Origin of the sequence: Alkalicella caledoniensis (assembly GCF_014467015.1) — a bacterium.
Classification (GTDB): domain Bacteria; phylum Bacillota; class Proteinivoracia; order Proteinivoracales; family Proteinivoracaceae; genus Alkalicella; species Alkalicella caledoniensis.
The window spans coordinates 1,351,551-1,371,333 of record NZ_CP058559.1; the positions used below are offsets into that span (position 1 = coordinate 1,351,551).

Here is a 19,783-nt window from a genome sequence, read left to right on the forward strand (position 1 = left end):
CACCTCTTAGGAAGTTAATTTCCATTCATCGATAACTGGTAGTAATCCAAATAACAGTAATTCTCTAAATAAAAAGAAATCCTCACTTTCAAGAGATTCTTCTAGTGAAGCATAAACATTATTAAGTTCAGTTAAGTGCTGTACTTCATATCCATTTTCTTTTAAAATAGATAAGGCTTCTGAAAACACTTCTAAATCTTCCGTCAAAAATATAAGTCGATCATTATTCAATGTTTCCTGTGCTAGAATTTCATCACAAATACTTTTTATCCTACTACTTAGATTTTCTGCTATTTCCCTTATACTTTTTTCTAAATTTATAAATTCATTCATTTATGTTCTCTCTCCATTACTTTATTTTTTAAAAAACAGGGAGATAAAGAATCTCCCTGTAGATTTTTATATTAACCTAATAATTGAAGAACTGACTGCGGTGCCATATTAGCTTGAGCCATCATAGCTGTCGCAGCTTGCGATAGAATATTATTCTTAGTGAACTCCATCATTTCAGCAGCCATATCTACATCACGAATTCTAGATTCAGCAGCTTGTAAGTTTTCACTAGCATTATCAAGGTTTGCAATGGTGTGCTCTAAACGATTTTGTAATGCCCCAAGTTTAGAACGCTCTTCAGATACAGTTTCTATAGCAGTATCTATCAGTGTTATTGTAGCATCAAAGCTAAATGTAGATGCTGCTACGTCTATACCATCAACTCCTAAACCATTTGCACTCATACTAGAAACAGTTAAGTTAACTTGTTGTCCACTATTAGCACCAATTTGGAAGTCAACGTTTAGACTACCTCCTAATAAGTTTTGCCCATTAAATTCTGTACGGTCTGAAATACCTTTAGATCCTGTTTCACCACCAAGTTCTTCTATAAGTGCAGATAACTCATTTTGAATAGCAGTTAGATCTTCTGATTCATTAGTTCCATTACCAGCTTGCACTACTAACTCGCGCATTCTTTGAAGGATTGCATGTGATTCATTTAATGCACCTTCAGCTGTTTGGATCATTGAAATACCATCTTGAGCATTTCTTGATGCTTGTTTAAGACCACGGATTTGACCTCTCATTTTTTCAGAGATAGAAAGACCTGCAGCATCGTCACCAGCACGGTTGATTCTCATACCTGACGACAGTTTTTCCATTGATCTTGCACCATTGTTGTTATTGATGTTTAATTGTCTGTGAGCATTCATAGACATAATGTTGTTATTAATTCTCATTATAAATTCCTCCTTGAATTTTATCTATTTAGAAGCTTCCATGCTTCTGATATTTAATTATCCTAGCAATTGAAGAACAGATTGTGGTGCCATGTTAGCCTGTGCCATCATAGCTGTAGCAGCCTGGGAAAGAATATTATTTTTAGTGAACTCCATCATTTCAGCAGCCATATCTACATCACGAATTCTAGACTCAGCAGCTTGTAAGTTTTCACTAGCATTGTCAAGGTTAGCAATAGTGTGCTCTAGACGATTTTGTAAAGCACCTAACTTTGATCTTTCTTCAGAAACCTTCTCAATTGCACTATCTATCTTTCCTATTTCAGTATCAAAGTTACCAGCAGTAAATGTTCCACTAACAGATACATCAGCAACAGATAATCCAGAAGCGCTCATATCAGCAATTGATAAAGTTACTTGTTGCCCACTATTCGCACCGATTTGAAAATCAATACCTGAAGCTCCAGCTAAAGAACCATCTAAAAGGTCCTGGCCATTAAATTGGGTACGATCGGAAATACCTTTAGAGGTTGTTTCACCACCAAGCTCTTCAATCAATGCAGTTAATTCATTTTGAATAGCAGTCAAATCTTCTGATTCATTAGTACCATTACCAGCTTGCACTACTAACTCACGCATTCTTTGCAGAATTGCGTGTGATTCATTTAATGCACCTTCAGCTGTTTGGATCATTGAAATACCATCTTGAGCATTTCTAGAAGCTTGCTTTAAACCACGGATTTGACCTCTCATTTTTTCAGAAATAGAAAGACCTGCAGCATCGTCACCAGCACGGTTGATTCTCATACCTGATGATAACTTTTCCATTGACCTTGCACCATTGTTGTTATTGATGTTTAGTTGTCTGTGAGCATTCATAGACATAATGTTGTTGTTAATTCTCATTATATATTCCTCCTTGAATGATGTTTTTAGAAGCATCCATGCTTCTATTTACCTTGGACATACTTTACTAAATAAAGAAGCATTCTAGGCCGTACGCTCCTTAATTGCTTTTTATTAGGTCGTAAGTCCTTTATGTTTAATATATCGACTTATTTTGACATTTCTTAAGACACAAATTAGCTTATTTAAGAGCAATAAATACTATTTCCAACGTTTTTCGTCCTATTTCTTCATCTTATGGCATATTGTTATATTTTAAATAAAATTTCCTATATCATCAAAAGGTTATAATCTGACCTGAAGCATCAAGCTACAATTATTTTTGCTTATCTATAAACATGGCGTGTGCTTGGCCTTGATTGTATGCTTGGTATACTTTCTTACCTTGTTGCAGGCCTTGGCGTTTTTGGCGGTTTTCTCCTAGGGCTTTTTGCATTTGGGCTGTTAGTTCTGCGTCTAGGTTGATTGTTTCTCGGAGTTGAGTTCTGATTTTTTCTGTTAGGATTTCTAGATCTTCTGTTAATAAGTAGTTTATTGTTTTGATATATGGTAGGTTAAATTCTTTTATGTTTAGTTCTTGGCATATTTTATTTCTTATTTCAGCTATTTGATTATTGATTGGGTTCGCTTGTTCTATAAGCTTGTCCCGTTGGTCTATTATTGTTTGAACTTGATCTTCATTGTCATCTTGGAAGGCCTGTTGTTGGTTTATGTATGTTTGGTGGACTTGGGTATATAGGCTGTATATATCTTTGTATTGGTCGCGTAGGTTTTGTACTAGGTTTGTGATGTTCATTTTTTCACTTCCTTCGGTTAGGGTATTACCTTGAATATAGCATAGTATTGGACAAGTTTAAACAGGAAATTAGTTGGGGAAAAATAAAAAATCTTGTTTTACCACTACTTTTCACTATCAAGACATACAAGGCTTACGAACTTAAAGATAAAGTTCTAATGAACTTTTATGACTACTTTAACAACTAGCATGCTGGGTGGAAGGGCGACTGAAAAGCCTAAGAACTCAGTTCTTAGGCTTTCAGTGGAGTGATTGCAGTTTTGAGGTTTTTTCACTTTAGCTCTGGCCAGATACCTAGTTCATTTGCTTTACTCATACATTCTTCTATACTTTCTCCTATCACAGTTAGATGCCCCATTTTTCTTCCTGTCTTCGCTTCTTTTTTTCCATATAAATGCAGATGGTAGTCTGATAGTTTATCTAGATTTTCTAGCACTTTATGCATGTGTTCTCCTAGGATGTTTACCATTATTGATGGTTTTAGTAGTTGTGTGCTACCTAGGGGTAGGTTGCAGATTGCTCGGATGTGTTGCTCAAATTGATCTGTTTCGCATGCTTCTATGGTGTAATGTCCTGAGTTATGGGGTCTTGGGGCTAGTTCGTTTACGTAGATTTCCCCTGTTTCTGTTACGAACATTTCTACAGCTAGGGTTCCCACTAGGTTTAGGCCGCGGGCTAATTCTATAGCTATTTTTTGTGCTTCTATTATAACTTCTTCATCCACCCTTGCTGGTACTATTGTTGCATGGAGGATTTGGTTTATGTGGATGTTTTCTCCCACTGGAAAAGTGGTAACTTCTCCCACTTGGTTTCTCGTTACTATTACTGATACTTCTAGTTCAAAGGGTATCCATTGTTCTAGTACAAGTTGACCTTTTCCTTTTAAGGATTCATAGGCTATTTCTATGTCCTCAGGGGATTTTATCAGGTATTGACCTTTACCGTCATAGCCACCTCTACAAGTCTTAAGTACTGATGGTATGCCTATATTTTTTACTCCTTTTAGTAAGTCATGAACAGTATCGATAAGCATATATGGAGCTACTTTTGTGCCCAAATTTTCAATGGCTTTTTTTTCTGTGCCTCTGTGTTGTGTTGTAAGTAATAAGTCGCTTCCTTGGGGTAAGTTAGCATTTTCTTCTATCCATTTAGCCGTTTCTGCACTGATGTTTTCGAATTCATATGTTAGAACATCACTTAACTTAGCCAGTTCTCTGGCTCCTTCTATGTCATTGTATGTTGCTATCACTTCATGGTCAGCAATCTGGCCACAGGGTGAATTCTTACTTGGTTCCATCACTGCTATGTTGTAGCCCATGTACCGGGCTGAAAGTGCCATCATTCTTCCCAGTTGGCCTCCTCCCAGTATTCCGATTGTGCTGCCTGGCGGGATTATTCTTGACATAACTGGTCACTCATTTCTAGTACTTGTTGATGGGTTGCTTTCCTTTTTGCTTCTAGGGCTAGGATAATTTCTTCGAATTGGGTGCTAAGGATTTGTGCTGCAAGGAGACCTGCGTTTGTAGCACCTGCTTTACCTATGGCAACTGTGGCAACTGGTACACCACCGGGCATTTGTACTATGGATAGGAGGGAGTCTAGGCCGTTTAGGGCTTTAGACTGAACTGGCACGCCTATTACTGGCAGGGTTGTCTTGGATGCCACCATACCAGGTAGGTGGGCTGCGCCTCCGGCACCAGCGATGATTATTTTGATTCCTCGCCTGCGGGCTGTTTCTGCGTATTGGAACATAAGATCAGGTGTGCGGTGAGCTGATACTACTTTTTTTTCATAGGGAATGTGTAGCTCCTCAAGGATGTCACATGCATGCTGCATTGTATCCCAGTCAGAAATACTTCCCATGATAACTCCTACTTGTGGATTCATTTGTTTGCCTCCTTTTTTCAGTTGGACAGTTGGTTAAGAAAAATCTTTTACGTGATTAAATTCCACAACACATCACGGAATAAAATCTGTTTTTTTTATTTGGCTAAAAGCAAACTGCGAACTGCTAACTGTGATTTTTTTGAACATGCTCTTGATACCATGCATGAGAATTCCACGGTTAAAGACATAAACTAATTAATTCAAAATTAATAATTCAAAACCCTTTACTATTTTTTCAATATAAGGACCTCAAAGCTATATTCTTTAAATCTATAAAAAAAGACCCACTTACCACCTTAACAATCCGTGGCAATCAGTGTTAATCCGTGGCAAAGCCCTTTGCACTTGCCTTTTAATCATATAGATCATGTAGATCTGTGGCTAAGGTCTGGGTCTTGAGTTTTTGCTTCGAGGTCTACCAAGGCTGAAGCCTTGCCTACAATTGTTAAGGGTGTGGGTCAGTAATTCAAACCATTCTACCTTCAATCAGTCTAAATCAGTGCTGATCTGTGGCTAAGCCCTTTGCATTTGCCTTTTGATCATATAGATCATGTAGATCTGTGGCTAAGGTTTGGGTCTTATGGTTTTGCTTCGAGGTCTACCAAGGCTGAAGCCTTGGCTACAATTGTTGAGGGTGTGGGTCAGTAATTCAAACCGTTCAACCTTCAATCAGTCTAAATCAGTGCTGATCTGTGGCTAAGCCCTTTGCACTTGCCTTTTGATCATATAGATCATGTAGATCTGTGGCTGCGGTTTGGTTCTTGAGGTTTTGCTTTGAGGTCTACTCTACACTATCAAAACAAACAAAGCGTACGAGACTAAAAAGATAAGTATAAATACCATAACACTATAAACCAATGCAGCTTATTTGATTTCAAATCCGTGTATATCAGTGTAAATCCGTGGCTAAGCCCTTTGCATTGCCTTTTAATCATATAGATCATGTAGATCTGTGGCTAAGGTCTGGGTTTGAGGTTTTGCTCCAGGGTCTACCAAGTCTAAAGCCTTGGCTACAATTGTTGAGGGTGTGGGTCATTATTTCAATCCTTTCAACCTTCAATCAGTGTAAATCAGTGTTGATCCGTGGCTAAGCCCTTTGCATTGCCTTTTGGTCATGTAGATCATGTAGATCTGTGGCTAAGGGTTTTATTTATTTGCGCCCTTTATCAGGCTGATCAAAAACAAAAAACTCCACGCCATGCTGTCCATTATAAGGAAAGCATTCACCTGGATTGGTTTTGGGTACGTGATATTAGTATCACGGCTTTCCTCATAGTCCAGTATTTTACGGTTACTGGGTAGAGACTTTTGGGCCATATTCCCAAGGTTATATGAGGGGGGATTATTTAGTTGTAAGGGTGAAAGTTGGAATGTTGGGAAGGGTTAGTTAGTTGTTATTGGGGCTAGAATTCAGGTTCTTTGAACCCATATGCCTAACTCCTAACTCCTATATTTAGCTTATTATGACTTCGGGTTTTTGTCAATGAAGAAAGACGAACATTGGAGTGTTTTGTTACCCATAATGTTCGTCTTTTAGTTTGCCTTCGAAGATTATTTGTTGTTTTGCTACTTCTATTTCGGTTTTTCCGTTTTTAATGACCTCTTGGAATATTGGTTCTTCTATTCTTCGGATTGGTGTGTATCCTTCTTTATCCATGCGGATAAGGCATTGTTCTATAGTTTCGTTGTCTGATACTTGGAATCTTTGTTTTTTGTCTTTTTTCAATGGTTTCGCCTCCTATTTTATTATGCCTATTTTGGGGTGAAAAATTATTTTGACTAAATTATTCTGTTGTAGAGCTCTAAGGTCAAAGGAGCCTAACGCAGATTTTTAAGTGCGATTTCGCGGACTTGTTCGTTCTGAGGGCTAGAGATAAGTTTTTAGATTATAAAGCACGGCTAGGTAGATCGGATTAGAAGGATTAGAGAGATTAGTCCTTTGGGTATTTAGCGTAAAGCGAACTGCGAACTGCGTATCTGCGAGACCTAGCCCCATGCATGAGCTAGATCTGTTTTACACCTGGCCCCTTACTCCTTCCTCAAACCCCACCCTAAAGGGATGGGCTACAATTATTGTTCCGTGAAAGTTCAGGAATGTTCTAAAAAAGACCGGTTTCCCGGCCTTTTCTAAAACATTCCCATCAGTTGTTGGCTTAGCCATTGGCTTTGGTTATACATTTGATCCATGGCTTTTTCCATGGCTGTGAATTGGCGCCAGTATCTGTCTTCTACCCTTTGGAGTCTATCTTCAAAGGCAAATATACGATCATCAATTCTCTTTATTGACCTACCAATAAAGCTTTGGTCAGTTATTGCGGAGCTTTGTCCCGCCTGGTTACCAAGCCTTGTCATACCACTACTTAGTGAGTCGTATAGTTTAGTGGCAATCCCCTTAGTTTCCCCATCACCCATGAACAGTTTTCGTACATCTTCTGGATTATTTTCTATGGCGTTTCTAAGTTTCGTTTCGTCTATGTGTAAGATACCACGTTCTTTATAGTCTCCGGTTGTAATCCCTATCTGGGATAAAGTTCTAATATCTAAGTCTCCTACGGATTCTCCAAGAACTCTACGTAAATCATTAAGAACTCCTTGAAGTACAGTATCATTCCTTAGGTGCCCTTGACGAGCTATCTCTTCCCATTTCTCAGCTTCCCTATCTGACAGAGTTTCTCTTTGCTCATCGGTCAATGGTGGATAGTCACGATTCCTAGGTTCAAATAGCTTCTCGTTTACAGAGTTAATTAAACTATTATATTGGTCTACAAAGTTTTTTATATTGTTAAATACTTGATCTGTATCTGATTTAACTGTAATTGTAGATGTCCCCACTTGTTTAGCGCTAAAGCTAACTCCAGCAAAAGTAAAGTTGTTTGATTTATTCTCTTTTAGTTCGTATCCATTTACACTTATTCTAGCTGCATTTCCTATGGTATAGTATTCAGATTCTACTGAAACATCAAATTTAAGTGCTTCTGTTAAGAATGTTGATGATCCACCAAAAACTATCTCTTCCCCTTCGCTTTTTGAGGACATGAACATCTTATCTTCCCTTGCATCATATACCAAGTTAACTCCTGCTTTTGAGTTGTTAATTTTTGTTATAACATTGTTTAAGGATTCTTTAGTTGGGTCTATATATACAATGTTTTTATCTGGTGTTTCAGGTGGAGCTTCAAAAGAGAATTTCACACCATTTATTTCAAACTCTCCAGTTAATTCATCAGCGCCAAATAATTGATTAATCCTGCTACTGGCTAGTTTCCCTTCTAGGACTCCTTGCCCATCTTCTACCTTACTATGAGCAAATGTTTTTTGGCCTAATTCTATAACCTCTACAGTATATGTACCCACAGAAGCACTTCCACTAGCTGTACCTGTTACTACATCTGAGTTTGTAGAACTTATTGTTCTTGCTGAAAAATTGCTAGTTCTATTTAAGTCAGCTGCTGTTGTTCTAAAATTTAGTAGTTTGGTCCTCATTGACCTATAATCTTCTTGTTTCCATTGTAATACTTGTTTTTGTTGCTTTAAGCGGTCTAGAGGCATCCTTTCTGCTCTCATTAGCTGTTCTAGCATCATTTGAGTGTCCATTCCACTGCCTAGTCCACCGATTCTTAATCCTGACATTTTTGCCTCTCCCTTCTTATACTTTTTTGTCCATCATCAGACCTACTAGTTCATTCATCTTCTCCACTAGGTTTAGCACTTCTTCTGGGGGAATTTCTCTGATTATCTCTTCAGTCTCTTTGTCAACTACTTTAACCATGGTGCGATTAGTCCCTTTATGTACTTCAAACTCAAATTTTTTATCAACCATTTGAACTGTCTCGTTTATTAGTTCTACAGCTTTTTGTAGTTCAGCATCCTTTACTTGTTTGTTTCTATCAGTGTTTTTATTTTGGTTATCACTAAATGTTCTTTGCTCTTTAGGTAATTCCCGACTTACAGGTTCTACTCTTTTGGTTTGTGTTGACTGTACACTGTCAATTCTCACTACTCTTCTCCCCCTCGTATAATAAGTTTTATATAACAAATTTAATAATAAAGTATAACTTTTCTTAAAATCTAAACTAGCGTTTATGCCGTGAAAGCCTGTTTATATGGGGTAGCACCCTCTGGTAAAATCTTGGTGGCGGAAGCCATACATATGTATATATCAACTTCCGCCCAAAAAAGGGAGTCCAGAGGGTGCAGGGGCCCCATGTCAACAGGACCATGGAATAAATGCGGTGGATTAGAGCTGTAATTCTTAATTAAATCACTTTATCTTGGATATTGAGCCCTATTCCCTAGATAATAGTTAGTATATGGAAAAAGGATCTATCTGGATTAAGGCTTACTCCCCCTGCAGCAAGACTGCATTTTAAGACTGTCTCCCAGCCAACAGTTGTACTGCAAACTCACAAGCTGTATCTCTTGCCCTACATACCGAATGTTAGCAGCTTCGGGCAGCTTATGGATGGCAAGTATAGAATACTCATACGCGAGGTTGTTGCCAGACTGTTGGTAACTAGGGATAGGGTTCAGTATCCAAGCCGTTCCAAATTCAATAAGAAAGGAGGTCCTATCCATGAATTTGTTTGTTGGTATTGATGTTAGTTCTGAAAAACTTGATACTTGTTTTCTTAATAGTGAAGATCATATTTTACTTAAAGTATCGCTCCCCAATAGTCTAGTTGGAGCTAGAAAGATTAAAGAGCATATTTTTCAGTTTAATGAGCTCATAAGGTACGACCGAATCATAGTAGGGATGGAATCGACTTCTGTCTATAGTTTTCATCCAGCGACTTTCTTAGCTGAAGATCCTGAGTTAAAGTCTTTAGGCATTGAGGTCGCTGTAATTAATCCTAAGACTATCTCTAGATTTAAAGGGATTTTTGACGAAGATAAAACTGATGAGATCGATGCATATCGTATCGCAGACTTTCTCCGCTTTGACCGCTTCAATACTTCTTTGATTAAAGAGGAGAAGTATGTGGCCCTACAAAGGTTAACTAGGTCGCGTTATCAGCTCATCTGTCAGTTAACTGAGATGAAACAACATTTTTTAGAAAATCTTTATTACAAATGTAACACCCTTACTCAAGAGGTGGATACATCTGTATTTGGTGCCACTATGATGCATTTGCTAACTGATTCTATTACCCTTGACGAAATCGCTGATATGCCTTTAGAGGATCTAGTGACTCTTCTGCAAGAAAAGGGTCGAGGTCGCTTTAGTGATCCAGAAAAACTTGCAAAATCTATTAGTAAAGCTATTAGAGATTCTTATCGCCTCGGAAAGGTCATGCAGGATTCAGTAGATATTGTTTTAGCATCTTACGCCATGATGATTAAAGCTGTTAATAATCAAATTAAAGAGATCAGTAAGGCAATTGAAAAGTTATTTGAAATAGTACCCGAATCTAAATCTCTGCTAAGCATACCAGGTGTTGGCCCTGTTTATGCTGCAGGTATAATTGCAGAGATAGGCCAAATTGAACGCTTTGAAAATGAGGCAAAGCTTGCAAAGTATGCTGGCCTTTACTGGAAGCGAAAACAATCTGGTAATTTTGAGTCTGAGAGAACTACTATATCTAAGACAGGAAACCACTACCTTCGCTACTACTTAATTGAAGCTGCCAATTCAGTTGCGCGATATGAACCTGTCTATAATAAATACTATTCTAGAAAATATAAGGAAGTCCCCAAACATCAACATAAAAGAGCTCTCGTTCTTACCGCAAGAAAATTTGTGCGCATGGTGGATGCGCTGCTACGCAATCACCAATTCTATGCACCGGAAAGGAGTGCATAAGTATCGAATAATATTCGATGCGTAATCCTTTTCGGAAACGCCTAAATATCATTAGGCTTAATTGAATGCTGCCTTTTTTAGATATTTCTAGGCAAATAAGTTGGAATTCTCACTGCACTTAATTTGACTTATCACCACAAGTCTTTAGGACATATTCTATTTTTTAGTTAGTAGGCTGGCAAGGGCTTTTAGATCACCTTTGGCTTCATTACTTTTTTTGTTTTCCATCTGTACATCTACATATATTTCTTGGCGACATATGTTTATATTTTTGGGTGCATCTATACCAATTTTTATTGTGTCACCTTTAACTTCAAGGATTGTGATATTGATATCTTTACCGATTACTAGTCCTTCTCCTTTTTTCCTTGTTAGTACTAGCATCTTTACTTACCTCCTTGGGAGGCTTGATTTTGTTCAGCAGGAAAAAGTGGATGTTTCATTGACCATTTGCTTTCTGTTAATATAACTTGCTTACCCTGCATTGTCTCACTATTTAGAATCACAGGCGCCATTAGGTTTGTTGTGGCTTTACTGAAATCTTCTGGTAGTGTTACAACTGTTAATGTTTCACCGACGTTCTCTTCGGTTATGCCGATATCTGCAAGGATTTCTTTTTCCACCTCTATGGTGTAGTCGGTGAATAATGTGGGCCTTGTTAACAATAGTGATATGTCACCATCTTCAACTGATTGGAGCCAATGGAATGCTCCACCTGTTTCTGGTTCTTCGATTATTATGTATTTTGTAAGGTTTTCAAAGCCTGGGATTCCTTCAGGAAATGTTATGATTTTATCTTCGTTTATTTCCAGGGTGCCTAGACGTGCGGATTTTAGTTCCATGGGGTGGCTCCTTTCGTTTTCAGTTGTCAGCAGTCAGTGCTCAGTGGACAGGAAAATCAAAATCGTAGCCACTGATCTACATGATCTTAATGATCTTAAGGCAAAATTCAAAGGCTTAGCCACGGATTTACACGGATCTTCACGGATATGGATGCAAATAAGAATGTCCTTTTTATTGTCTCGCTGTGACTTCCTCATCCTACTACATGCTGGGTCAATGGCAGGTAGTTTTTTTTATGTTTTCCCTTAATCTCGTATGTTTCTTATGTCTTGATAGTGTAAGGTAGTGGTAAAATTAACTTTATTATTTCCCTAACTCCACTCCTGCACTACCTCAAATAATCTATTAGCGTTGGTTGGATTATTCTGGCTGTTACGTTTAGGCCTGCCATGTGTAGGGCTTCTATGTTGGCTAGGTTCATGGCTGCTTCATACATGTCTACATCTTCTACGTCGCTTTGCAGCTTCTTCAGGTTAAATTCAGCAGATGCCATACGTTCTTCTGTTAGCTCTAGTTGGTTCACTCTAGCACCAAGGTCTGCCCTATCTACCAACAGGCTATCAAAAGCTTGTTTAACCTGGTCGTAGCCGGTGGATATATCTTCTCTATTTGAACTCATCAAACCATTTCTTAGGGCGATTAATCCATCAAAAACTGGATTAAAGATACCAGGGCCATTCATACCTGTATCCATTGTGGATCCAATGCCTAATTCAAAAGGTTTAGACTCATTGTTACCTACGAATTCAATGGAGGTGATTTCACCGTTATCATTTCTTTCCGCTACAAAGGGAGGGTTAGTGGTAGTTCCAGCAAATATATATCTGTTAGCAAATGTTGAGTTTCCACCTTGTAACATATCTTCTAAGATGCCGTTTATTTCAGCTGCGATAGCCTGTCTTTGAGACTCATCATATGTGTCATTTAATGCCTGAACACCAAGCTCCATTGCTCTATGCATACCCTGTCCTACATTATCTAAGGCATCGTCAGAGTATTGAAGTATGGATTTTGCTGTATCTATGTTTTTTCTATACTGTTTTATCTCGTTTAGCTCTGTTCTGATACGCAAACTCCTTACTGTATCACCTGGATCATCAGATGGTTTGTTTATTCTTTTTCCTGTGGACAGCTGCTGACTTACATTTTCAAGTCTACGATTATTTTTAGAAAGGTTGTTTAACATATTTTTCATCAACATTCTACTTGTTATACGCATGGTTATTATCCCCCTATCTTCCTACTATGCCGAGGCGGTTTACTATTACATCTATCATCTCATCTATTGCCGTTGTCAGCCTTGCTGCAGCAGCGTAACTGTGCTGGTATTGCACCATTTTAGTCATTTCTTCATCTAGGGATACTCCCCTGAACTGTTCTTGTCTTAGTTCAAACTGATACGCTAGTATCTTTTGGTTGTCAGTCATTTTTATTGTTTCATCTGTCTCTATACCTAGGTCAGCTATGACAGCACGGTAGAATTGATCAAATGTAACATTTTGACCAGCATATTCTAGGTTTCCTCCATGACGTAGTGCTGCAAGTTCCACTGCATTTGTTCCATCACCTTTGGCCCCACTTGCTGAGGCAGCGATAAGCCCGAGGTCGTTAATAATGGCTGGATTTACTGCTAAGCCCTTAATTCCTGGAATTGGATTGCCCTCACCATCTAAAGTGGTCACAAAAAAGTCTATGTCAGTTTGTCCATTAAGGCCAACCCCTTGATTATGTTGTGCATTTAAGGCATTTACATATCCCATAGCGTATTCTTCTAAGTAATCTTGATATTTTGCTATGGCTTCTTTTGACTCGAAAATCCCCTTTACTTTTCCATGGGTGATGTTGTTTTCAACCTGTGTATGTGTTAGAACAACTACATCGTCTGACGATCTTACCAATGTCATCTGTTCATTATGGTAGTTGAACTTCAGTGATTCATGGTTCTCACCAACGTAAGGCACAAGAACATGTCCACCAAAAGATATCCTCATATCACCTCGGTTATTTTCTTCCATATCTACATTTACAAGTTCCGTAAGCTTGTCCAATAATAAATCCCTTTGATCTAATAGATCATTGGGTTGGTCTCCCATGGCTGTAGATCTAACTATCCTTTTATTCACATCTTCTATTTGCTTTACAAGGGAGTTTATCTCACTGACAGCAGCTCTTCCCAGCTCGTCATAGTCTTTAGAAATTTGGTCCAGCTGCCTATCCATGGTTTTAAATGTATCCACCATGGTAATGGCAGTTTGTTTCACCAGTGCCCTTGAAGAAAGCTCAGTAGGTTCTATGGCTAATTGATTTAATGCAGACCAGAATTCGTCCACTGCCATTCTCAGGCTACTCTCTGAGGGTTCGTTGAATATGGATTCTATTTGTTGCATGGCTAGTTGCTTTTGGTTCCACTGAGCCAGCAGTCCGTTTTCTAAGCGCCATTGGTTTGCTACGTATTTATCGAATTGTCTTTGGATAGATACAACAGCTACACCAGTACCGATATGTCCTGCAGCCATTGGTCTTATATTTGAAGGGCTCGTATAGGGTCCTGTGGGTGATGTGACAACTTCTTGTCGCGAGTACCCTGGTGTATTGGCGTTTGATATATTGTGTCCTACTGTGTTTAGGGCTGTTTGTTGTGTTTGAAGTGCCCTACGGGCTAGTTCTAATCCTGAAAATGTTGATCTCATTTTATCACTCCACTCCTAAGCTTTTATATCGAATAGTTTTCCTTCTTTTTTCTTTTGTTGGACTGGTGTTTTGGTGTATGTTTTCTCTGTTTCACCAGACATGGTATTTATGGACATTTTAACCAACTTAAGTGATTGATCAAGTAGGTTTTGATTTATGCTATTTACATCTGATAGCTGAGAAATGACTTTTCTTAGCTCTTCTGTGTTATGGGATATAAGAGCTTTATCTTTGTCATTAAGAATTTGCTTGAGCCCTTCCCAATTTAGCTCCTCTGGTGTAAGGTTCAGCCTTTGTGCCATGGCAGTTTGGATTTCCATCCGTTCTAGTTCTAGGCTACCTATTTGTTTTATGAGTGCTTCTTCTTGATTGATAATTTTTTCAAGGGTAGTCATGTCAGCACTGACCAAAGCTTTTCTTTTACCCTCTGCATACTCAAGCATTTTTTTATACTCAGCTTGCTGTAATCTTAGATTATCAGCCATTTTTTTTATATGTTGTTCCGTCATTTCAACGAAGCCTCCTAGTTTCTAGATAACATTTTTTGTGCTATTAGCACAGGGTCAATGGTGTATGTCCCTTGGGTTATTTGCTCTTTTATATGTGACACCTTAGCTTCTCTAATCTCTGGAGCTTGGGCTATTGCTTTAGATCCCACTGCAATTTCCTTAGCCTTTTGGGATATTTCAAACCGGTCGTTTTGTTGAGCTACACTGTCCATTTTCTTAGTGTTTTTATCTTTAGGGCTTAGGTTGTAGGCCTGCATAATTCCGTTCATATTGTTAATTTTCATTTTAATTCCCCCTCATGTAGTTACGGGTATTATTTGTTATATATATTTATCGACAATTTTCTTAAAAACTTAAGTAATAAAATAAGCATTTTAGAGTATTTAGCTCTAAAATGCTTATTTATTTGATAATTACCTATCTTTATTTAGTCTATCCCTCATAAAGTGAAAAGATCCGTAGCCGGATTTCGCCGGTTGTTGGGGTACATCCTTTGTTTTTCCAGCGCTTGAAAAATCTTTAGCTAAACCTGCTTTACAACTGTCACAGAATCTACCTGATGAAATCCCAGTACCACAGCTTTCACATTCTAAAACTAGATTTTTAGAGGTGTTTACTAATCTATCTTCCCTTAAAAATTTCATTATTGTATCCACTGCTACTCCAGTTCCTTCATGAAGTCCTTGTACATCTACACTGGGATGATCATAGATAAAATCCCTTACTAATTCATACTCTTGATCCTCTTTTTGAACACATGCTGGACAGATATCCCTACGAAGACGATTAAATATTTTTCCACAGCTTGGACAGTTTCTTACATCCATTTCTACTCCTCCTTCTTTAGTTAGCTAATACTATTGTGATAAGTGATTTAGTTTTTTGGGCCTTTAGAACCTTCAAGGCATGATGTATGGTATAGCCCGTTGTATATATGTCATCTACTAGCAATATGTTTTTATTTTGTAGGTTAGTTCCTTTTATTGGTTTAAATTCCCCATGCCAATCATTTTTTCGTTTACTTAACTGTAATGTGTGTTGGGGAGGTCTATTACCCTCTTTCTTTAGGGTCGCCAACATGGGCTTATTTAGCATAAGAGCAAGTTCTTTGGCCAGTAGCTGGCTTTGGTCGTAGCCCCTTTGGGATAGTGTTTTTGTAGTTGCAGGCACGTATGTAATTAAGTCAATATCCATATCTTCATCTTGCAGTCGTTCTATCATTTTTTCTGCTAGACCCTTTGCTAGGTACTTTTGATTGTTGAATTTGAATTTATGTATTAGTTCTTTCCATGCACCTGTGTACCTTGCCACTGCAATGATTTTTTCGATCCTAACTGCATCACATGTGGGTCCATGGTAAAATCGTCCACAGTTGTTACATACTGTCTCTCCTTTGTAGAAGGTTATTTCCTTGGTGCATTGTTCACAAAGGGGTAAGGATAATTTGTCTATTTGCCTGTTGCACATTATGCACTTTTTTATGTCAGGGAATAATAATGCCATTATGTTATGGAACATTTATATCACACCCTTAATTTCTTTTTTATAATATTCGATGTAAATCGACAGAATCCTTCTTTTTGGAAGCCAGTAGCCACAGATCTATATTAATCTAGGCTTAAGGTTAAGGGCTAAAGGGCTTTGCCACGGATTTCGTCGTACGTTTTGTAGTCATTGAACAGTGATGAGTAGTGGTTAAGGTATGGTTTCATGCTTTTTCATCCCTATTTCATATCAGTAAATGGCCAGTGAGGGACAGAATTATGTAGCTTATTTAGGCTGTGGATGGAACATCGTGGCAGTATATGGTCCGTGACTATTAAAAAAAGGCCTAAAAGCTTGGCCACAGATCTGCATGATCTTTATGATCTTAGGGGCAAAAAGTCAAAACATCCTCACACTAACCTTCACTAAAAGGCTCTACACTATATTAAATCTCAGTAATTAAAGATGTTGATGTTTTAAATATCGTACGCTTTTTGTCCTTTATAGTGAAGAGTAGTGGTAAGAATAGGTTTTGAATTTATGTTAGCTTTGTGGGTCCGGGCAGGTACGGAGCCCTGCGCCCTACAGTATTAGGCGCTTTCGTAGGTCTACCCACCCTAAAGGGATGAGCTACAATAGGGGTATTGATTTATGTGGAAGATGAGATTTTTACTGCATATAAAAAGAGCTGTTAGGTTATTCACCTAGCAGCTCTGCCACTGTTACGAATTCGTAGCCTTGGTTGGTTAGCCACTCTAGCACTTCTGGTAGGGCTTTTATGGTTAGTTTCTTTCCTTCATGAAATAGTATGATACTCCCTGGTTTGGTTTTTTGTTTAACTACGTTGATAATTTGATTATGGTTAGTTGCTGCCCAGTCCCTTGTATCTACATCCCAGTAGATTACCCTGTAGTCAAGATGATACGCTACTTCTAAAGTTTCTCTTTTGTAATTTCCATAGGGTGGTCTAAAGTATTTATGGCTTTGATAATTTCCTAATATTTTTTCAGTTTCTGTTATCTCCCTTACAGCCTCATTCCAACTTAGTGTGGAAAACTGTGGATGTGAGTTAGAGTGGTTTGCTACTTGATGACCTCTATCATATATTTTTTGTACTAGGTTTTGTGAATTTTTAGCCCGTTGTCCTAGTAGGAAAAACGTCGCCTTAGCATTATATTGATCTAGGATATTCAACATGGTATCCAATGTACCAGGGTCAGGACCATCATCAAATGTTATGGCTACTTGCTTTTTACTTGTTCCTCCTGAATAAATTATCTTTGCAGCTGGGTTTGATGGTTCTGGTTCCTTAGGCTCTACAGGTTCTCTGGGTTTAGATGGTTGCGTTGGTTTAGTTGGTTGTGTTGGTTTAGTTGGTTTTGGTTCTTTTTTGGGAGGTTCTGGTTGTTCTGGTGGTATAGGTGGTGGAAGCAGAATCCCGTCAAAGTCTCCAAAGTAAGTGTGCGATAAAATAAGATCGTCCCCCTTTATAAAAGTTGCCCCTTCGGGTATAGGACCATAAGGTTCTGGCACCGGTGGTTTGGGTGGCTCTATTATATCAACAGGGCTAACTGCTGCTAGCAGGATCCCGATTAGAATGATATTTAAAACAAAGTATATACCGTATAAAAGAGTATAATCTCTTTCCACAAAAATCACCCCTTTGCTCCATATTTCAAAATATGAAATTCAAAGGGGTTTAGAACCTATTATTTTGTATTTTTATCCTGAATTCCGAATGGTTGTAATTGTCTCTGATAGTTTGTAAATGCTAGCAGTCAGTTGATCTAGTCTTCCTTCGATTTTAACCAGTAGATAAACTGTTACAACCATGGGGAAGCCAAAGTTGGCCATAGCATTTAAAAGTGTCTCCATTTAAGTATACCTCCTTTTGTTCACATGGCGAGTTTTGTGAGTTGCAGTTGGTAGTTAGCTTTTAGTTTTTAGTTTTTAGTTTTTAGTTTTTAGTTTTTAGGCTATTGGCTATTGGCTATTAGCTATTAGCTATTAGCTATTAACTATTAACTATTAACTATTAACTATTAACTATTGCTAGTGCAAAAAAGGCGGGTGTCCCCGCCTTTGGTTAAATTATCTCTGTTACTTGCCTTGCCACTAGTCTTGCTGCTACTACTTCCACTAGGTCTCCACCTGGGGAAGTAAATACATCTTTTGAGATGATTTCTTCCATGGCTTGTTGTACTTGGTTTGAATCCATAGGTTCTATTGGGTCTGCCACAGAGATGGTAACATTTCTACCCTGGGCATTTTTAAATATCATTTGTAGAGTTGTTGTAGGCATTTAAGCTCCTCCTTTCCATTGTTATAGTTTTTCAAACTAACTAGCTAAGCTTGTTCTCATCTATCCTTACAGTATCCAGTAATGGATAGATTTGTAGTGAAGCTAATGCTTCAGCCACTGCCTTTACATCTTCGTTGCTAGCTTCGGGTTTAACCCTGCTGTAGGATCTGTTAGCTACAACACTATTGCCCTCATCGTCAATGTCTGTTTCTAGGCGTAGAATAAGTCTCGAAGCGATTAAGATGGCATCTACCGGCATATCTCTCACCCCCTTTCAACCTACATAATGCAAGAAGGGGGATTTATTACCACAGTAGATTAGAAAATGTTGGATTAATAAAGAAGGGTAGGGAATTAAATCGTATCCACGGATTTTCATTAATTTTCACGCAACATCTAAAACCTTTGGCCACAGATCTACATGATCTCTATGATCTTAGAGACAAGGGATTAAAACATTTCGCACACTAATCTTCACTAAGAGCGCTACACTATATAAAAGCTTAGTAATTAAAGATATTTTGTTTTAGTCTCGTACGTTTTTTGTCCTTTATAGTGAGGAGTAGTGGTAAGAATAGATTTTGAATTTGTGTTAGTTTTGTGGGTCCGGGCAGGTTCGGAGCCCTGCGCCCTACAGATTTGGTTAGTTTTGCTGGTCTACCCACCCTAAAGGGATGGCTACAACTGCTGCGGTGGGGGGATTAAGTATAATTTTATGTCTTTAAAATCTCGTATGCTTTTTGTCCTTTATAGTGAAGAGTAGTGGTAAGAATAGGTTTTGAATTTGTGTTAGTTTTGTAAGTCCGGGCAGGTACGGAGCCCTGCGCCCTACAGTATTTGGTTAGTTTCGTAGGTCTACCCACCCTAAAGGGATGGGCTACAACTGCGGTGGCAGGGGATTAATTATAATTTTATTTCTTTTATATCCCGTACGTTTTTTGTCCTTTATAGTGAAGAGTAGTGGTAAGAATAGATTTTGAATTTGTGTTATGTTTTGTAGGTCCGGGCAGGTACGGAGCCCTGCGCCCTACAGTATTTGGTTAGTTTCGTAGGTCTACCCACCCTAAAGGGATGGGCTACAACTGCTGCGGTGGCAGGGGGATTAATTATAATTTTATTTCTTTTATATCCCGTACGTTTTTTGTCCTTTATAGTGAGGAGTAGTGGTAAGAATAGATTTTGAATTTGTGTTAGTTTTGTGGGTCCGGGCAGGTTCGGAGCCCTGCGCCCTACAGTATTTGGTTAGTTTCGTAGGTCTGCCCACCCTAAAGGATGGGCTACAACTGTTGCGCTGGGGGGTAATTATAATTGTATGTATTTTGAATCTAC

At 38.4% G+C, this 19,783-nt stretch carries 22 protein-coding genes and 1 riboswitch; of the genes, 1 reads left to right on the forward strand and 21 read right to left on the reverse strand.

Translation table 11 applies throughout. From position 1 onward, the window contains the following. Positions 1 to 6 precede the first annotated feature (6 nt). The 9 genes from HYG86_RS06585 to HYG86_RS06625 form a co-directional block, all read right to left on the reverse strand. Entirely contained in the window at positions 7 to 333 is a 327-nt protein-coding gene (locus HYG86_RS06585; protein ID WP_213168178.1) for a hypothetical protein, read from the reverse strand. 71 nt (positions 334 to 404) lie between these two features. Further along, positions 405 to 1,235 (reverse strand): flagellin Hag, encoded by an 831-nt coding sequence (hag, locus tag HYG86_RS06590; protein WP_213168180.1) that lies wholly within the window; start codon positions 1,233 to 1,235, stop codon positions 405 to 407. 57 nt (positions 1,236 to 1,292) lie between these two features. After that, complete coding sequence (gene hag, locus HYG86_RS06595; RefSeq protein ID WP_213169141.1) at positions 1,293 to 2,141, reverse strand: flagellin Hag; 849 nt, start codon at positions 2,139 to 2,141, stop codon at positions 1,293 to 1,295. A 316-nt stretch (positions 2,142 to 2,457) separates the two neighbouring features. Continuing rightward, entirely contained in the window at positions 2,458 to 2,937 is a 480-nt protein-coding gene (locus HYG86_RS06600; protein WP_213168182.1) for a hypothetical protein, read from the reverse strand. A gap of 271 nt (positions 2,938 to 3,208) precedes the next feature. After that, positions 3,209 to 4,342, reverse strand: a complete 1,134-nt coding sequence (gene purK, locus HYG86_RS06605) for a 5-(carboxyamino)imidazole ribonucleotide synthase (protein ID WP_213168184.1) — start codon at positions 4,340 to 4,342, stop codon at positions 3,209 to 3,211. Beyond that, positions 4,330 to 4,824, reverse strand: coding sequence for a 5-(carboxyamino)imidazole ribonucleotide mutase (gene purE / locus HYG86_RS06610; protein ID WP_213168185.1), 495 nt, complete (start codon positions 4,822 to 4,824; stop codon positions 4,330 to 4,332). Before purE ends, purK begins: the two co-directional genes overlap by 13 nt. A 1,253-nt stretch (positions 4,825 to 6,077) precedes the next feature. Further along, positions 6,078 to 6,179: riboswitch (purine riboswitch) on the reverse strand. Positions 6,180 to 6,337: 158 nt separating this feature from the next. Then, positions 6,338 to 6,550 carry an NETI motif-containing protein gene (locus tag HYG86_RS06615; protein WP_213168186.1) on the reverse strand — a complete coding sequence of 71 codons (213 nt, stop codon included), beginning with the start codon at positions 6,548 to 6,550 and terminating at the stop codon, positions 6,338 to 6,340. A 401-nt stretch (positions 6,551 to 6,951) separates the two neighbouring features. Next, a complete protein-coding gene (gene fliD / locus HYG86_RS06620) occupies positions 6,952 to 8,454 on the reverse strand; it encodes a flagellar filament capping protein FliD (protein ID WP_213168188.1) in 1,503 nt (500 codons plus the stop codon). Positions 8,455 to 8,470: 16 nt separating this feature from the next. After that, complete coding sequence (locus HYG86_RS06625; protein WP_213168190.1) at positions 8,471 to 8,821, reverse strand: flagellar protein FlaG; 351 nt, start codon at positions 8,819 to 8,821, stop codon at positions 8,471 to 8,473. 576 nt (positions 8,822 to 9,397) lie between these two features. Here HYG86_RS06625 and HYG86_RS06630 point away from each other — a divergent pair. Further along, complete coding sequence (locus HYG86_RS06630) at positions 9,398 to 10,624, forward strand: IS110 family RNA-guided transposase (protein WP_213165991.1); 1,227 nt, start codon at positions 9,398 to 9,400, stop codon at positions 10,622 to 10,624. A gap of 156 nt (positions 10,625 to 10,780) precedes the next feature. Here the strand turns inward: HYG86_RS06630 and csrA are convergent, their stop codons facing one another. The 12 genes from csrA to HYG86_RS06690 all read right to left on the reverse strand — a co-directional run bounded on the left by csrA (position 10,781) and on the right by HYG86_RS06690 (position 18,713). Beyond that, complete coding sequence (gene csrA / locus HYG86_RS06635) at positions 10,781 to 11,008, reverse strand: carbon storage regulator CsrA (RefSeq protein WP_213168192.1); 228 nt, start codon at positions 11,006 to 11,008, stop codon at positions 10,781 to 10,783. Between the two features lie 2 nt (positions 11,009 to 11,010). Next, entirely contained in the window at positions 11,011 to 11,466 is a 456-nt protein-coding gene (gene fliW / locus HYG86_RS06640) for a flagellar assembly protein FliW (protein WP_213168194.1), read from the reverse strand. A gap of 329 nt (positions 11,467 to 11,795) precedes the next feature. Then, complete coding sequence (flgL, locus tag HYG86_RS06645) at positions 11,796 to 12,686, reverse strand: flagellar hook-associated protein FlgL (protein ID WP_213168196.1); 891 nt, start codon at positions 12,684 to 12,686, stop codon at positions 11,796 to 11,798. Between the two features lie 13 nt (positions 12,687 to 12,699). Continuing rightward, the gene (gene flgK / locus HYG86_RS06650) at positions 12,700 to 14,157 is read right to left on the reverse strand and encodes a flagellar hook-associated protein FlgK (protein ID WP_213168198.1); all 1,458 of its coding nucleotides are present in this window, start codon (positions 14,155 to 14,157) and stop codon (positions 12,700 to 12,702) included. 15 nt (positions 14,158 to 14,172) lie between these two features. Further along, positions 14,173 to 14,667 (reverse strand): flagellar protein FlgN, encoded by a 495-nt coding sequence (locus HYG86_RS06655; protein WP_213168199.1) that lies wholly within the window; start codon positions 14,665 to 14,667, stop codon positions 14,173 to 14,175. Between the two features lie 14 nt (positions 14,668 to 14,681). Then, positions 14,682 to 14,951, reverse strand: coding sequence for a flagellar biosynthesis anti-sigma factor FlgM (flgM, locus tag HYG86_RS06660; RefSeq protein WP_213168201.1), 270 nt, complete (start codon positions 14,949 to 14,951; stop codon positions 14,682 to 14,684). 129 nt (positions 14,952 to 15,080) lie between these two features. Beyond that, entirely contained in the window at positions 15,081 to 15,494 is a 414-nt protein-coding gene (locus HYG86_RS06665; protein WP_213168203.1) for a flagellar protein, read from the reverse strand. 16 nt (positions 15,495 to 15,510) lie between these two features. Further along, positions 15,511 to 16,170 carry a ComF family protein gene (locus HYG86_RS06670; protein WP_213168204.1) on the reverse strand — a complete coding sequence of 220 codons (660 nt, stop codon included), beginning with the start codon at positions 16,168 to 16,170 and terminating at the stop codon, positions 15,511 to 15,513. A 678-nt stretch (positions 16,171 to 16,848) separates the two neighbouring features. Then, a complete protein-coding gene (locus tag HYG86_RS06675; protein ID WP_213168206.1) occupies positions 16,849 to 17,802 on the reverse strand; it encodes a polysaccharide deacetylase family protein in 954 nt (317 codons plus the stop codon). Between the two features lie 72 nt (positions 17,803 to 17,874). Next, a complete protein-coding gene (locus HYG86_RS06680) occupies positions 17,875 to 18,027 on the reverse strand; it encodes a YvrJ family protein (protein ID WP_213168208.1) in 153 nt (50 codons plus the stop codon). Between the two features lie 211 nt (positions 18,028 to 18,238). Next, a complete protein-coding gene (locus HYG86_RS06685) occupies positions 18,239 to 18,454 on the reverse strand; it encodes a DUF2922 domain-containing protein (protein WP_213168210.1) in 216 nt (71 codons plus the stop codon). Positions 18,455 to 18,494: 40 nt separating this feature from the next. Next, entirely contained in the window at positions 18,495 to 18,713 is a 219-nt protein-coding gene (locus HYG86_RS06690) for a DUF1659 domain-containing protein (RefSeq protein ID WP_213168212.1), read from the reverse strand. Positions 18,714 to 19,783 lie beyond the last annotated feature (1,070 nt).

What these genes read in the sequence shown, in the direction of transcription:
- HYG86_RS06585 (WP_213168178.1), bottom strand. Translation starts at nt 333, where the DNA reads ATGAATGAATTTATAAATTTAGAAAAAAGTATAAGGGAAATAGCAGAA.
- hag (WP_213168180.1), bottom strand. Translation starts at nt 1,235, where the DNA reads ATGAGAATTAATAACAACATTATGTCTATGAATGCTCACAGACAATTA.
- hag (WP_213169141.1), bottom strand. Translation starts at nt 2,141, where the DNA reads ATGAGAATTAACAACAACATTATGTCTATGAATGCTCACAGACAACTA.
- HYG86_RS06600 (WP_213168182.1), bottom strand. Translation starts at nt 2,937, where the DNA reads ATGAACATCACAAACCTAGTACAAAACCTACGCGACCAATACAAAGAT.
- purK (WP_213168184.1), bottom strand. Translation starts at nt 4,342, where the DNA reads ATGTCAAGAATAATCCCGCCAGGCAGCACAATCGGAATACTGGGAGGA.
- purE (WP_213168185.1), bottom strand. Translation starts at nt 4,824, where the DNA reads ATGAATCCACAAGTAGGAGTTATCATGGGAAGTATTTCTGACTGGGAT.
- fliD (WP_213168188.1), bottom strand. Translation starts at nt 8,454, where the DNA reads ATGTCAGGATTAAGAATCGGTGGACTAGGCAGTGGAATGGACACTCAA.
- HYG86_RS06630 (WP_213165991.1), top strand. Translation starts at nt 9,398, where the DNA reads ATGAATTTGTTTGTTGGTATTGATGTTAGTTCTGAAAAACTTGATACT.
- csrA (WP_213168192.1), bottom strand. Translation starts at nt 11,008, where the DNA reads ATGCTAGTACTAACAAGGAAAAAAGGAGAAGGACTAGTAATCGGTAAA.
- fliW (WP_213168194.1), bottom strand. Translation starts at nt 11,466, where the DNA reads ATGGAACTAAAATCCGCACGTCTAGGCACCCTGGAAATAAACGAAGAT.
- flgL (WP_213168196.1), bottom strand. Translation starts at nt 12,686, where the DNA reads ATGCGTATAACAAGTAGAATGTTGATGAAAAATATGTTAAACAACCTT.
- flgK (WP_213168198.1), bottom strand. Translation starts at nt 14,157, where the DNA reads ATGAGATCAACATTTTCAGGATTAGAACTAGCCCGTAGGGCACTTCAA.
- HYG86_RS06655 (WP_213168199.1), bottom strand. Translation starts at nt 14,667, where the DNA reads ATGACGGAACAACATATAAAAAAAATGGCTGATAATCTAAGATTACAG.
- flgM (WP_213168201.1), bottom strand. Translation starts at nt 14,951, where the DNA reads ATGAAAATTAACAATATGAACGGAATTATGCAGGCCTACAACCTAAGC.
- HYG86_RS06665 (WP_213168203.1), bottom strand. Translation starts at nt 15,494, where the DNA reads ATGGATGTAAGAAACTGTCCAAGCTGTGGAAAAATATTTAATCGTCTT.
- HYG86_RS06670 (WP_213168204.1), bottom strand. Translation starts at nt 16,170, where the DNA reads ATGGCATTATTATTCCCTGACATAAAAAAGTGCATAATGTGCAACAGG.
- HYG86_RS06680 (WP_213168208.1), bottom strand. Translation starts at nt 18,027, where the DNA reads ATGGAGACACTTTTAAATGCTATGGCCAACTTTGGCTTCCCCATGGTT.
- HYG86_RS06685 (WP_213168210.1), bottom strand. Translation starts at nt 18,454, where the DNA reads ATGCCTACAACAACTCTACAAATGATATTTAAAAATGCCCAGGGTAGA.
- HYG86_RS06690 (WP_213168212.1), bottom strand. Translation starts at nt 18,713, where the DNA reads ATGCCGGTAGATGCCATCTTAATCGCTTCGAGACTTATTCTACGCCTA.